We start from the raw sequence: 13,488 nt of genomic DNA, 5'->3' as shown, positions 1-13,488 counted from the left end.
GTACCCTCATCCGGCGCTACGCGCCACCTTCTCCCGATGGGAGAAGGGAAGAACGCCGCAGCTACCGATCACGCCCCTCTCCCGCCGGGAGAGGGGTCGGGGTGAGGGTACGGGGCGAAGCCCACGTGCCGTTCCAACCGCACGAGGCTTCGCCCGTACCCTCATCCGGCGCTACGCGCCACCTTCTCCCGATGGGAGAAGGGAAGAACGCCGCAGCTACCTATCACGCCCCTCTCCCGCCGGGAGAGGGGTTGGGGTGAGGGTACGGGGCGAAGCTTACGTGCCGCTCCAACCCCATGAGGCTTCGCCCGTACCCTCATCCGGCGCTACGCGCCACCTTCTCTCGATGGGAGAAGGGAAGAACGCCGCAGCTACCGATCACGCCCCTCTCCCGCCGGGAGAGGGGTTGGGGTGAGGGTTCGGGGCGAAGCCCACGTGCCGTTCCAACCACACGGAGTTCGCCCGTACCCTCATCCGGCGCTACGCGCCACCTTCTCCCGATGGGAGAAGGGAAGAACGCCGCAGCTACCGATCACGCCCCCTTCCGGGCCCTTCTCCCCATGAAGGGGGGCACTGTCCCGGCGGGAGAAGGGAATGCATCTATGCTGAAATTTTGCCCACCGCCGCCTCGCCCGCATACACCCGCGGTACGCGCTTGAGCCCGCACAGCAGCTGATACGCGCTGACGTTGCATTGCGCGGCCAGCGGGCTGACTTGGGGTGCATCGCCCCACAGCTGCACCGGCGCGCCGATCCCGGCCTGCGGGTGATCGGTGAGGTCCACCGTCAACATGTCCATCGAAACGCGCCCGATCAATGGGCAGACCTGGCCGTCGACCAGCACCGGGGTGCCGTTGGGCGCGAACTGCGGGTAGCCGTCGGCATAGCCCATCGCGACCACGCCCACGCGCGTGGGGCGCTCGGCCACGAAGCGCGCGCCATACCCCACCGGTTCGCCCGCGGGCAGTTCGCGCACCGAGATGATGCGCGAGCGCAGCGTCATCACCGGGCGCAGTTGCGCGGTGCTGTCGGTGTCCTGCGCGAACGGGTTGGCGCCGTACAACATCAGGCCCGGGCGCGACCAGTCGTTGCGCAGCGCCGGCCAGCCGAGCAGGCCGGGCGAATTGCGGATGCTGGTTTCCGCGCGCATGCCGCCGGCAGTCAGCGCGAATGCCACGGCCTGTTCGTCAGTGCGGCTGCAGTCCAGTTCGTCGGCGCGCGCCAGGTGCGTCATCAACACCAGCGAAGCGATCTGCGGCAACCCGCGCAGGCGCAGCCAGGCGGCGCGGAAATCGTCCGGCGACAGGCCCAGCCGGTGCATGCCGCTGTCCATCTTCAACCAGACACGCAACGGGCGCGGGCTCTGGAACTCGGCCAGCGCGCGTACCTGTTGCGGGGTGGCCGCCACCGTCCACAGATCATGCTCGGCGATCAGGCGCAGTTCGTCATGTTCGAAAAAACCTTCCAGTAGCAGGATCGGTGCGCGGATACCTGCCTGGCGCAGCTCCAGCGCTTCTTCGATGCAGGCCACTGCGAAGCCGTCGGCCTCCGGCTCCAGCGCCTGCGCGCAGCGCACTGCACCGTGCCCGTACGCGTCGGCCTTGACCACCGCCAGCGCCTTGCTGCCGCCCAGGCGCTTGGCCAGGCGGTAATTGTGGCGCAATGCATCCAGGTCGATCGACGCTTGCGCAGGACGCACTACGCGGCCTCCCGCTGCGGGCGCACGCTGCGCGGCGACAGGTAACGGAACACGTCCAGGCCCTCGGTATCGATTTCCGGCGTGCGGCCCTGCATCAGGTCGGCCAGGTAGCGCCCGGAGCCGCAGGCCATGGTCCAGCCCAGGGTGCCGTGGCCGGTGTTCAGGAACAGGTTGGCGAACGGGGTAGCGCCCACCACCGGGGTGCCATCCGGGGTGGCCGGGCGCAGGCCGGTCCAGAACTCGGCCTGGGCCAGATCGCCGCCGCCGGGGAACAGGTCGTTGACCACCATTTCCAGGGTGGCGCGACGGCGCGGATTCAAGGACATGTCGAAGCCGGCCACCTCGGCCATGCCGCCGACGCGGATGCGGTCGTCGAAGCGGGTCAGCGCGATCTTGTAGCTCTCGTCCAGCACCGTGGAGGTCGGCGCGCGCTGCGCATCGACGATCGGAATGGTCAGCGAATAGCCCTTGAGCGGGTACACCGGCAGATGCAGGCCGAGCGAGAGCAGCAGATCGGCCGAATAGCTGCCCAGCGCCAGCACGTAGCGGTCGGCGGTTTCGATGCGGCCGTCGATCTGTACGCCGGTGACCCGGCCGCCGGCATGCGCCAGGCGCTCGATCTGCTGCCCGTAGCGGAAGGTGACACCCGCCTGCGCAGCCAGCTCGGCCAGCCGCTGGGTGAACAGGCGGCAGTCGCCGGTCTGGTCTTCGGGCAGGCGCAGCGCGCCGGCCATCTGCGCGCCGCCGCCGGCCAGGCCGGGTTCGAAGTGCGCGATCTGCGCCGGGCTCAGCAGCTCATACGGCACGCCGTACTGGGCCAGCACCTCGATGTCCTGGGCGGCCGCATCCAGCTGCTGCTGGGTGCGGAACAACTGCGTGGTGCCGAGCTGGCGGCCTTCGAATTCGATACCGGTCTCGGCGCGCAATGCGTTGAGGCAATCGCGGCTGTAGTCGGACATGCGCACCATGCGCGCCTTGTTCACCGCATAGCGCTCGGCGGTGCAGTTGCGCAGCATCTGGCTCAGCCACGCCAGCTGGCGCAGGTCGCGGGTGGGGCGGATCGACAGCGGCGCGTGCTGCTCGAACAGCCACTTCATCGCCTTGCCGGGGACGCCAGGCGCAGCCCACGGCGAGGTGTAGCCGAACGACAGCTGGCCGGCGTTGGCATAGCTGGTCTCCAGCGCCGCCGCTGGCTGGCGGTCGACCACGGTCACTTCGCAACCGGCCTGCGCCAGGTACCACGCACTGGTCACGCCGATGACGCCGCTGCCGAGAATGAGCACCCGCATGTCGTTCTCCTGAAAAGGGTATTCCCCCACAACAAGACACTGAGAGGGACAGTTAGCCGCAGTATATTGCGAGGCAGGCAGTGCCATTTCTGGAATCGCCACGCCTTTGTAGTGAAACTTCCTGCTAAACCCTGCCGAGACAGACCGCATGACCACCCGCACCCGCGAACTGGACAAGATCGACCGCAAGATCCTGCGCATCCTGCAGCAGGAGGGGCGGATCTCGTTCACAGAACTGGGCGAGCGGGTGGGCCTGTCGACCACGCCGTGCACCGAGCGCGTGCGCCGACTGGAGCGCGACGGCGCCATCACCGGCTACTACGCACGGCTGGATCCGCACTATCTCAAGGCCAGCCTGCTGGTGTTCGTGGAGATCAGCCTGGCCTACAAATCCGGCGACATCTTCGAAGAATTCCGCCGCGCCGCGCTGAAGCTGCCCAACGTGCTGGAGTGCCATCTGGTCTCCGGCGACTTCGACTACCTGCTCAAGGCGCGCATCAGCGAAATGGCCTCCTATCGCAAGCTGCTCGGCAGCACCTTGCTGACCCTGCCGCACGTGCGCGAATCCAAGAGCTACATCGTGATGGAGGAGGTCAAGGAGACGCTGGCGTTGCCGATTGCCGATTGAATCGGGAATCGGGAATTGGGAATGGGATTGGAGAATCGGGACTGGGGTTTCGAGAGTTGTGGGTTGCCGGTACCCGTGGCATCGGGGGGAATCGCTAGCGGTGGTGGCCGGTGTTGGCGGTCGGCGGTCGGCGGTCGGCAATAGACCGGATCGCTGCCGTCAGCGCACAACGCGCATGCCGTCGCCTGCCGGTACTGCGTCGTAGTAGCGGCCGGTCTTGGTATCCAGCACCCGGTTGGCGCCGGCCGGCTGCATGCCCTGCAGCAAGCGGCCATTGCGGTCGTAGACCATCGGCGTCGTCGGCGACACCTGGCTGCCGGCAGGCGCCACCGGTGTCTGCGCCGGACCACGGGTGGGGATGCTCGGCGCGACCGGGCGCTGCCCCAGCTGCGAGGGCACGGGGGCGGTCGAGTTAGCCGGCTGTAGCGCGCGCGGCGGCGTCACAGTGGGCTGAACCGGTGTCGGCGTGGTGATGGGCTGCAACGTGTTGGACGAACGCGTGGTGGTGGCCGACTGCGCCACCGCCACGCCGGCCATCGCCAGCAGACCGCAGAACAGCAGGCCGCGCGTTGAGGAATGGATCGCCATGACAGGCACCGTGATTGATCGGGAGTGGTTAATCGATGGGGGCGCGACCAGGCGGCAGCAATGCACGCAACCGGCCGGGGGATGAACGCTTTGGTCAGGTCGTTGCACTGCGAAGACGCCAATCTCCCGCCGGGCCGTTCCCTTCTCCCGCCGGGACATGTCCTCCTTCATGGGGGAGAAGGTGGCGCGCAGCGCCGGATGAGGGTACGGGCGCAGCCACGGGCTCTCCAGCGCACGCGTGACTTTCTCGAATACGTCGACCGGTTGAACCACCCGCGCAGCGCCCACATCACTGGGGCAGGCGCCGGCACCCCGCCGGCGAGCGCATGCGAGAGCCTCATGAGCCAGTTCGATCTGACCCCTCCCTCCCCCGCCCAGCGCGACGCCCTGATCGCCGGGCTCAGCGATGAGGAACAGCGCGTGCTGCTGCACCACGGTACCGAAGCGCCGTTTTGCGGGGTCTTTCTGGACAACAAGCTGGACGGGGTCTACACCTGCCGGCTGTGCGGGCTGCCGCTGTTCCGCTCCAGCGCCAAGTTCGATTCCGGCACCGGCTGGCCGAGCTTCTTCGCGCCCTACGACACCGCCCATGTGCGCGAGATCCGCGACACCAGCTACGGCATGATCCGCACCGAGATCGTCTGCGCGCGCTGCGACAGCCACCTGGGCCACGTGTTCCCGGACGGCCCGCCGCCGACCGGCGAACGGCACTGCCTCAACTCGGTCTCGCTGGGCTTCACCGAGAACGGCCAGGCACTGCCCAACCCGTTGCACCGCGATGGCGCTGAGGCGCAGCCGGCCTGAGGCCAGGCCAAGTGCCGGTCGGCGGCGGCGCCCACGCGTGGCGCCGATCTGGCACCCACTGACGTCGCAGGGCACCATGCGCAGCGCCAGATCCCTTAAGCACTGGCCACACCATGTCCCAACCGTCGCCACGCCGGCGACGGACGATCCAGGCAGGAGTACGCAGATGCACACGTCCTCGACCCTGATGCTCGCCGCAGTGCTGGCCGCCACCCTGGCCAGCTGCACCGCAGGCGATCGCTCTGCCGACACCGCACCTGCGACCGCGACGGAGCCACCGTCCATCGCAACCGCAGGCTCGGACGGCAGCCCGCCGCCGATGGCCACCGACGCCAGCGTGACCGGCCCGCTGCCCCATGCCGGCCATCCGGGGCCGGTCACGCCGCCACCAGCCCTGACCCAGGCCCCGGATACCGTGGCCTGGCGCTGCGGCGAGCGCGCCATCACTACCCGCTTCGACCCCGCCACCGATGCCCTGCGGTTGACCCTGGACGGCCGTGCGCTGACCCTGCTCAGTGCCCAGGCCGCCTCCGGCGCGCGCTTTGCCGACGCCCATGGCAACCAGTTCTGGGAGCATGCCGGCGAAGCGACGCTGTCGCTGGCAGGCGGGGATGCGGTCAAATGCGTGCATGAGCCCGCAAGCACGATCGGCTGACGGTTCAGGCACAACGCACCTTGCCGACGCCCACGGCGCCGGTTCCGGGAGCATGCCGGCGAGGCGACGCTGTCGCTGGCAGGCGGCGATGCGGTCAAATGTGTGCATGAGGCCGCAACGACAATCGGCTGATCGTTCAGTCACAGCGCACATCTTCACGCCGTGCGCTTCAAGAATCGGCCGCGCAAGCCGAAACCACTAGCACTCCCAGATTGCTTTCGGCTTCGCCATGCTCATCATCGTTGGCTTCATCGTCGTCATCGTCAGCGTCCTCGGCGGCTATGTGCTGTCGCACGGAAAACTGGGTGCGTTGTGGCAGCCGTACGAGCTGATGATCATCGGCGGCGCGGCCCTGGGTGCGTTCCTGGTCAGTACGCCGGGCAAGATCGTCAAGGAGACGCTGACCGGCGTGCTGGGCGTGTTCAAGGGCCCGCAGTACAAGTCCGACGACTACAAGGACACCCTGAGCCTGATCTACGAGCTGTTGAACAAGGCCCGTCGCGACGGCTTCATGGCGCTGGAAGACCACGTCGAAAAACCGCAGGACAGCACCATCTTCGGCAACTACCCCAAGGTGGTGGCCGACCATCACCTGCTGGACTTCATCACCGACTGCCTGCGCCTGATGATCGGCAGCAACATCGAGCCGCACGAACTGGAACCGCTGCTCGAACTGGAACTGGAAAAGCACCACCACGAGGCCCTGGCGCCGGCGCATGCGCTGAGCAAGGTCTCCGACGGCCTGCCCGGCTTCGGCATCGTGGCGGCAGTGCTCGGCATCGTGATCACCATGGGCTCGATCGGCGGGCCGATCGAAGAGATCGGCCACCACGTCGGCGCCGCGCTGGTGGGCACCTTCCTGGGCATCCTGCTGGCGTACGGCTTCGTGTCGCCGTTGTCGGCGGCGATGGAAGCGCGTGCCGAACAGGACGGGCGCATCTACGAGGCGGTCAAGACCGCGCTGCTGGCCTGCCTGCGCGGCTACAACCCCAAGATTGCGCTGGAATTTGCGCGCAAGACCCTGCCCTCCAACGTGCGTCCGAGCTTCGGCGATTTCGAAACGCACCTGAAGACGATCAAGTAGGACCGCGGTCATGGCCGAGGGCAAATCCACCGTCGTCATCCGACGGGTCAAGAAGGTGCAGGGCGGCGGCCATCACGGCGGCGCCTGGAAGGTGGCGTTTGCCGACTTCGTGACCGCGATGATGGCCTTCTTCCTGGTGCTGTGGCTGATGGCCGCCACCACCAAGGAGCAGCGCGCGGCGATCTCCGAATACTTCCGCAACCCCAGCCCGCTGTCCGGCAAGTCGCCGGCGCCCTCGCCCGGCATGAATGGCCCCGGCGGCGCCAGCACCTCGATGATCAAGCTCGGCGGCACCGCCGACATGGCCAAGGGGCAGAAGGACGAAATGGGCCGCAAGCGCGACAACGCGGCAGACACCGACGTGGACAGCCGCGCCAAGGACAAGCGGCGCCTGGAAGCGTTGATGCAGGACCTGAAAGAGGCCATCGACAAGAGCCAGGCGCTGGAGCCGTTCAAGGACCAGTTGCTGCTGGATCTCACGCCCGATGGCCTGCGCATCCAGATCGTGGACAAGCAGAACCGCCCGATGTTCGATATCGGCCGCGACCAGCTCAAGCCGTACACGGTGGACATCCTGCGCGAGCTGTCCAGCTTCATCAATCAGGTGCCCAACCACATCAGCATCACCGGTCACACCGACACCACCGCCTACAGCAGCGATGCCGGCTACACCAACTGGGAACTCAGCGCCGACCGTGCCAATGCTGCGCGCCGCGCGCTGGTGGGCGGTGGCATGGCCGATGCCAAGGTGACCCGCGTGGTGGGGTTGTCGTCCTCGGTGCTATTCGACAAGACCGACCCGCAGAATCCGATCAACCGCCGCATCAGCATCGTGGTGATGACCCAGGACGCCGAAGAAGCGGCGCTGGCTGGCGCCGGCCAGGGCGTGGCGCTGGGCAAGCCCGTCCATGACGCCGACACCCACGTGCCGGACCTCAGCGGCGCCGCTGCCACCGGTACCGCGACGGTGGGTGCAGCGACCAGTGGCCCCGCGCTGGGCGCTGCGGCGCCAGCGGCTGCGGCGGCTGCGCCAGGCTCCGCGGCTGCGACAGGCGCCGCCGGCGGCTCACCCGCGCCTCCGCCGGGCACCGCCTCCGCACGCCCGGCGGCACCGCGCGTGTCCACCAGCGCTCAGGTCGCCTCGGCCGCCGCACTCGCCAAGGCCGCCGAAGCCGCCGTGGCCGCGCCGCGCGTGGCGGTCGAAGCGCATTGATTGCGAGGCCGGGGTTGGAGTTCCAGATGCATGCCCGGTCTGGCTTGTCTGACGTATCGCTGCCGACGGTGTCGTCGAGCCGGTGATTTGCGGTTGGCGTGCCTGGACGGCGGCATGCTCTGAGTGCCGTCCCAGCAGAGGTGCCTTGCCGAATCCATCGGCAACGCGGCGAACCCGATCTCCACGCCTGCTGCGGGGCCGGCGATGGGGAGGGCCTGGCGCACGCGCCGTCTGCCCTACAGGCCAGGCTGGCGCCCTGCCACCGGCCTGGCAGGTGCGGCGCTTGCCGGACCATCGGCGCGGCTGCCCGCCTCATCCAGGCCCGCGGCGAGCGGGGATTGCCGCGGCATCACGATCGACACTGTGATCGACAGCAGGCGGGGCCGCCCGCGCCCGGTCACCCCGAAGCCGGCTGCTCATCGCATCGTGCGGCGCACGCTCTAGAATGGCCGGCCATTCCCAGCGTCGAGAATACCGTGTCCCGCAATTCCAAGGCCAAGCGCGACAAGCGCAAGAAGCAGCAACCCAAGCGCCCCTTCGCCCGTCTGGGCCAGGCGCCCCAGGTCAGCAACCATGCCGTGCTGCAGGACGCCGACGGCCGCGTGGTCGCGGCGATCGGCCTGCAAGGTGGCAGCGAGTGGATGCTGTCGATCGGCGGCCAGACCATGGGCAGCGCCGACAACCCGGTGCCGATGCTGGCCATGCTCAAGCACCTGGCCAACCTGCAGGAAGCCGAAGGCAAGACCATCTCGCTGGAATATTCGACCCAGCTGCAGCAGATGATCGACGACCTGGCCGCCGACGAAGGCCAGACCGCCGAGGAATACCTGACCAAGCTGGTGTCCGAGTTCCAGAACGCCGATGCGGATGAAGACGGCGATGAAGACGCCGACGACGCCGATGCAACACCTGCGGCCGACAGCGATGCCGCTGCCGAAGATGCCGCGACGGCCGAAGACGACAGCACTGCAGACGAGGCGACCAGCGACAAGGCCGCCGACGCGGTCGCGGACGACGCTGACAGCGAGAGCGCCGGCAAGAAGTCGAAGAAGTCCAAGAAGCAGGACTGACCTGGCAGATGGCCGTCTACGTCGACGATGCGGTGCACCTGTGGCGCGACCAGCGCTGGGCGCACCTGCTCGGCGATACGCTGGACGAGCTGCATGCCATGGCGGCGCGGCTGGGCATTCCCCGCCGCGCCTTCCAGAACAAACTCAGCGGCGCGCACTACGACGTGCCCGCCTCGCTGCGTATCGAGGCGATCGCACTCGGTGCCATCGCGATCTCACGTCACACCGATCGCGTCTTGCTCAAGGCCTTGATCGCCAATGCGCGTGCGCAGGCACGGGGCGAGGCGCCTTGAGGCGGGGATTTGGGATTCGGGATTGGGGATTGGCAACGGCGGTGGCCGCAACCTGATTGGCGGCGCGCCTTAGTAGGCGCGCGCCTGAGCGCGAGGAGCTGTCCCGGTAACGCCTATCGCGCGCAGGCACGCTCCTACGTGGCCATTGCTGGGCCGTGTGAGCCTCCTGGTAAAGAGGCCTGCAACTTCACGACGGCGGCATCCCCCCCTACACCATGACGCCACCCCGTTGTAGGAGCGCGCCCGAGCGCGAGGAGCTGTCCCGGTAACGCCCGACCGCGCGCCAGCGCGCTCCTACGGGGCAGTCATCTGGCCGCGGACAATGCCTGCCAGACCCACGCACCCGGAGACCGCTCTCGCGACTCCCCACTCCCGGCCCTCAAAAGGCCTCGTTGCCCAGCCGCACCTCGACGCCCAGCAACGAGGTCAGCGCCAGCATGGCGTCGTCGTCGCGGCTGAGGGCGATCCAGCCGGCATAGGCGTCGCCGCCGGTGTTCCAGTTCCACAGCGAGTAGCCGTGTTCGCGCAGGCGGTCGAACGCCACGGCCATCAGGTCGGGGACCTCGAGATCGCCGGCGAAGTCTTCGTCGTCCAGGTCGCCGCCCCAGTCGATGCGCAGGTTCCAGCGCGCGCCGAGTTCGTCGATGGCGGCGATGAACGAGTCGGTGTCCTTCCAGTCCACGTAGAATCCCGAGCGCCAGTCGATGACGTCTTTCAGCGTCCACAGCCACGCATCGTCGTCGTCATCGTCTGCATCGGCCTGTGCTTCGCGCCAGGCATCGAACTGGGCCAGCGCGGTGTCTTCATCGCCGGGGTTGATCAACACCAGCAGATTCCAGACCCGTGCCGGATGGTCGTCGACATCGTCTTCGTCGCTTTCGGGCTGCAGGCCTTCGTCGTCTTCGTAGTCGGCACTGTTGTCGGGCATGGCGGTCTCGCTGAAGGATTGCAGGCGCCAAGTGTGAGGCCTGCGGCGGCGCAAGCAAACCGAGGCCGGCCCGCCGCTGCGCCAGCAGGGCTGGTCTTCCGGGCGCAGGTACGTATCCTGTGCGGCCGAAGACGGCCATCCGGCCCGTCATGGCGCCTTCCCCATGAGCGATACCCCTCCCGATCACCTGGCCATCGACGCACGTAGTCCGTTCCACGATGCCGACGCCCTCAACCGCGGCATCGGCGTGCGCTTCAACGGTATCGAACGCGACAACGTGGAGGAATATTCGGTGAGCGAAGGCTGGATCAAGGTACAGGTCGGCAAGGCACGCGACCGCCGCGGCAATCCGATGACGATGAAGATCAAGGGCGAGGTGGTGGCGTATTACCTGGACACCAAGAACGACGCCAAACCGGCTTCCGAATAAGAGAGGCCAATTACCCTACTTCATACCGGTCTACTGCAGGCCGGCTGATCTGTGGCCGGGCTGCAGCACCCTTGCCCGCGCACCATGGAAGATGGGCGGTGCGCATGGCTTTCAACAAAGCAGCCGGTTAACTGTCTGGTGCGGTGTCTTTGCCGATTGCGGGACCGATGGCGGCATGGATGCCGCCATCGTGGCTCCCACGGACGGGTTAACGGCATGTCCCGCGAGTGGCAAAGGCACCGTGCACTAGACGCTTTTAGTTGCTGCAGGGCCCTTGCCCGCCCACCATCGCGGGACACGCCGTGAATCCGTCCCTGGAGGCTCTGGCGCGGCATCCATGCCGCTCAAGGTCCCGCGACGGTGAGCGGGCAAGGACCAGTCAAGTTGGTCGGTGCGCAGAGTCTTCAACAAGCGATTAGCTAACTTGCGACGCGGTGCCCTCGATCTTCAACAAAACCACCAGCCAACTATCTGGTGCGGTGTCCTCGCCGATTGCGGGACCGTTGGCGGCATGGATGCCGCCATCCAGCCCCATGGACGGGTTAACGGCGTGTCCCGCAAGCGGTGAGGGCACCGCGCACTCGACGCTGCGCCTTTGCTCAGCCCACCATCGCAGGACACGCTGCAAGTACGGCCTTGTAAGCTCTGGCGCGGCATCCATGCCGCTCACCATCCCGCGACGGTGAGCGGGCAAGGACCAGTCACGTAGGTCGGTGCGCATGGCGTTCGATCAAACAGCCAGCAAGCGGTGAGACACCGCACACGCGACTCACTCACGCCTTGAGCCGATACCCGCTGCGGAAGATGGCCGCCACCACGCCCAGGCACACCAGCAGGAACAGGAACGTCATGCCGGTGCTCACCGCGATGTGCACGTCGGCCTTGCCGTAGAAACTCCAGCGGAACCCGCTGATCAGGTAGACCACCGGGTTGAACAGCGTGACCTTCTGCCACACCGGCGGCAGCATGTTGATCGAATAGAAGCTGCCGCCCAGAAAGGTCAGCGGCGTCACCACCATCAGCGGGATGACCTGCAGCTTCTCGAAGCCGTCGGCCCAGATGCCGATGATGAAGCCGAACAGGCTGAAGGTCAGTGCGGTGAGCACCAGAAAGCCCAGCATCCACACCGGATGCGCAATCTCGTACGGAACAAACAGCCGTGCGGTGAGCAGGATCAGCAGGCCCAGCATCACCGACTTGGTGGCCGCCGCGCCCACGTAGCCGATGACGATCTCCCACCATGCCACCGGCGCGGACAGCACCTCGTAGATGGTGCCGGCCCAGCGCGGCATGTAGATGCCGAACGAGGCATTGGAGATGCTCTCGTTGAGCAGCGACAACATCACCAAGCCGGGAATGATGAAGGCGCCGTAGCTGATGCCGTCGATATCTCCCATGCGCGAGCCGATGGCTGCGCCGAACACCACGAAATACAGCGAGGTCGACAACACCGGCGAAGCGATCGACTGGGTCAGCGTGCGGAAGGCGCGCGCCATTTCGAAGCGATAAATCGCGGCAATCGCATGCATGTTCATGCGCGCATCTCCGGTTGACGGGCGCCATGCACGAGGGTGACGAAGATCTCTTCCAGCGAGCTCTCGCTGGAATGCAGGTCCTTGAAGTCGATGCCCTGCTCGTTGAGCCGGCGCAACACCGCCCCGATGCCAGTCTGCTCGGCCTGCGTGTCGAACGTGTAGATCAGGCTGCTGCCGTCGGCCGACAACTCCAGCGGCAGATCCGCCAGCCCGGCCGGCACCGCCTGCAGCGGCGATTGCAGGCTCAGGCTGAGCTGCTTCTTGCCGAGCTTGCGCATCAGCGTGTGCTTGTCTTCCACCAGTACCAGCTCGCCGCGGTTGATCACCCCGACCCGGTCGGCCATGTCTTCGGCCTCTTCGATGTAATGGGTGGTCAGGATGACGGTGGTGCCCTGCTCGCGCAGCCGACGCACCATCTGCCACATCTCGTGGCGCAGCTCTACGTCCACGCCGGCAGTGGGCTCGTCCAGGAACAGGATCCGCGGCTCGTGCGCCAGGGCCTTGGCGATCAGCACGCGTCGCTTCATGCCGCCGGACAATGTGGAAATCTTGCTGTTGCGCTTGTCCCATAGCGACAGCTCGCGCAGCACCGTTTCCAGGTACTGCGGGTTGGCGGGCTTGCCGAACAGCCCGCGGCTGAAACGCACGGTGGCCCACACCGTTTCGAAGGCGTCGGTGGCCAGCTCCTGCGGCACCAGCCCAATGCTGGCACGTGCCGCGCGGTAGTCGCGCACGATGTCGTGACCATCGGCCAGCACGGTGCCGGTGCTGGGGTTGACCAGCCCGCAGATGATGCTGATCAGCGTGGTCTTGCCGGCACCGTTGGGGCCAAGCAGCGCGAAGATCTCGCCGCGCTGGATCTGCAGATCCACCTGCTTGAGCGCCTGAAAACCGCCGGCGTAGGTCTTGCTCACTCCCTGGATGGAAACGATGGGCGTCATGGGTTGTGCACGGGGACCAGAAGCGCCACAGGGTAGGCGCTGCGCCGTGACGATGGGAGGGGGGCTGATGGGATGGTGTCTCCCGACGCGTGATTTGCCTGGTGCCTGGTGCACGCTACACACGGACAGACCGGCAGGTTGCGCGTTGCGTCGGCTCAAGGGCTGCGATGCTTACATCCTTGTGGCGCGCGTGGTGTGGTAGGAGCGCACCTGGGCGCGACGGGGGCTGTCCAGGGAACGCCTCTCGCGCCCTGGTGCGCTCCTACGAAGGCCATGGACAATGCCCTGGCCGCTGCGATTTCCGATTCGCGAGCCGGCGCACGCCTGGACGT

14 protein-coding genes are annotated in these 13,488 nt (G+C 67.1%); 8 read left to right on the top strand and 6 right to left on the bottom strand.

Annotated features, from left to right (window positions below):
• Positions 1 to 600: 600 nt before the first annotated feature.
• Both alr and ABQZ09_RS06565 read right to left on the bottom strand, forming a co-directional pair.
• On the bottom strand, positions 601 to 1,698 hold the full coding sequence (gene alr, locus ABQZ09_RS06570) for an alanine racemase (RefSeq protein ID WP_349776441.1): 1,098 nt from the start codon (positions 1,696 to 1,698) through the stop codon (positions 601 to 603).
• Positions 1,698 to 2,987, bottom strand: coding sequence for a D-amino acid dehydrogenase (locus tag ABQZ09_RS06565; protein ID WP_184555833.1), 1,290 nt, complete (start codon positions 2,985 to 2,987; stop codon positions 1,698 to 1,700). Before ABQZ09_RS06565 ends, alr begins: the two co-directional genes overlap by 1 nt.
• A gap of 148 nt (positions 2,988 to 3,135) precedes the next feature.
• On the opposite strand from ABQZ09_RS06565, the gene ABQZ09_RS06560 reads away from it, so the two are divergent.
• Positions 3,136 to 3,615, top strand: coding sequence for an Lrp/AsnC ligand binding domain-containing protein (locus ABQZ09_RS06560; RefSeq protein ID WP_047693916.1), 480 nt, complete (start codon positions 3,136 to 3,138; stop codon positions 3,613 to 3,615).
• Positions 3,616 to 3,774: 159 nt separating this feature from the next.
• On the opposite strand, the gene ABQZ09_RS06555 is transcribed toward ABQZ09_RS06560, so the two are convergent.
• Positions 3,775 to 4,203 (bottom strand): hypothetical protein, encoded by a 429-nt coding sequence (locus tag ABQZ09_RS06555; RefSeq protein WP_349776440.1) that lies wholly within the window; start codon positions 4,201 to 4,203, stop codon positions 3,775 to 3,777.
• Positions 4,204 to 4,542: 339 nt separating this feature from the next.
• Between ABQZ09_RS06555 and msrB the strand changes: the two genes are divergently transcribed.
• The 6 genes from msrB (at position 4,543) to ABQZ09_RS06525 (ending at position 9,322) form a co-directional block, all read left to right on the top strand.
• Positions 4,543 to 5,007, top strand: coding sequence for a peptide-methionine (R)-S-oxide reductase MsrB (gene msrB, locus ABQZ09_RS06550; RefSeq protein WP_039405751.1), 465 nt, complete (start codon positions 4,543 to 4,545; stop codon positions 5,005 to 5,007).
• Between the two features lie 166 nt (positions 5,008 to 5,173).
• Positions 5,174 to 5,662: an MliC family protein gene (locus ABQZ09_RS06545; protein ID WP_349776439.1), complete on the top strand. Its 489-nt coding sequence runs from the start codon at positions 5,174 to 5,176 to the stop codon at positions 5,660 to 5,662.
• Between the two features lie 229 nt (positions 5,663 to 5,891).
• Complete coding sequence (gene motA / locus ABQZ09_RS06540; protein ID WP_039405757.1) at positions 5,892 to 6,746, top strand: flagellar motor stator protein MotA; 855 nt, start codon at positions 5,892 to 5,894, stop codon at positions 6,744 to 6,746.
• Between the two features lie 10 nt (positions 6,747 to 6,756).
• Positions 6,757 to 7,959, top strand: coding sequence for a flagellar motor protein MotB (motB, locus tag ABQZ09_RS06535; RefSeq protein ID WP_349776438.1), 1,203 nt, complete (start codon positions 6,757 to 6,759; stop codon positions 7,957 to 7,959).
• A 476-nt stretch (positions 7,960 to 8,435) separates the two neighbouring features.
• Positions 8,436 to 9,029, top strand: a complete 594-nt coding sequence (locus ABQZ09_RS06530) for a hypothetical protein (protein WP_039405761.1) — start codon at positions 8,436 to 8,438, stop codon at positions 9,027 to 9,029.
• Positions 9,030 to 9,037: 8 nt separating this feature from the next.
• Entirely contained in the window at positions 9,038 to 9,322 is a 285-nt protein-coding gene (locus ABQZ09_RS06525; protein WP_039405763.1) for a DUF4031 domain-containing protein, read from the top strand.
• 379 nt (positions 9,323 to 9,701) lie between these two features.
• Here ABQZ09_RS06525 and ABQZ09_RS06520 read toward each other — a convergent pair whose 3' ends face one another.
• Entirely contained in the window at positions 9,702 to 10,250 is a 549-nt protein-coding gene (locus ABQZ09_RS06520) for a DUF6630 family protein (protein WP_184555821.1), read from the bottom strand.
• A 163-nt stretch (positions 10,251 to 10,413) separates the two neighbouring features.
• On the opposite strand from ABQZ09_RS06520, the gene ABQZ09_RS06515 reads away from it, so the two are divergent.
• Positions 10,414 to 10,680 (top strand): DUF3297 family protein, encoded by a 267-nt coding sequence (locus ABQZ09_RS06515; protein ID WP_179456768.1) that lies wholly within the window; start codon positions 10,414 to 10,416, stop codon positions 10,678 to 10,680.
• A gap of 773 nt (positions 10,681 to 11,453) precedes the next feature.
• On the opposite strand, the gene ABQZ09_RS06510 is transcribed toward ABQZ09_RS06515, so the two are convergent.
• The gene (locus ABQZ09_RS06510) at positions 11,454 to 12,215 is read right to left on the bottom strand and encodes an ABC transporter permease (protein WP_047696421.1); all 762 of its coding nucleotides are present in this window, start codon (positions 12,213 to 12,215) and stop codon (positions 11,454 to 11,456) included.
• Positions 12,212 to 13,156, bottom strand: a complete 945-nt coding sequence (locus ABQZ09_RS06505) for an ABC transporter ATP-binding protein (RefSeq protein ID WP_039405775.1) — start codon at positions 13,154 to 13,156, stop codon at positions 12,212 to 12,214. The genes ABQZ09_RS06510 and ABQZ09_RS06505 overlap by 4 nt, the downstream gene beginning before the upstream one ends.
• Between the last annotated feature and the right edge of the window lie 332 nt (positions 13,157 to 13,488).

Source organism: Xanthomonas sp. WHRI 6106 (genome assembly GCF_040202405.1).
GTDB classification, from domain to species: Bacteria; Pseudomonadota; Gammaproteobacteria; order Xanthomonadales; family Xanthomonadaceae; genus Xanthomonas; species Xanthomonas cannabis.
Note: the sequence above shows the minus strand (reverse complement) of the source record. Positions and strands in the feature narration are given on the sequence as shown.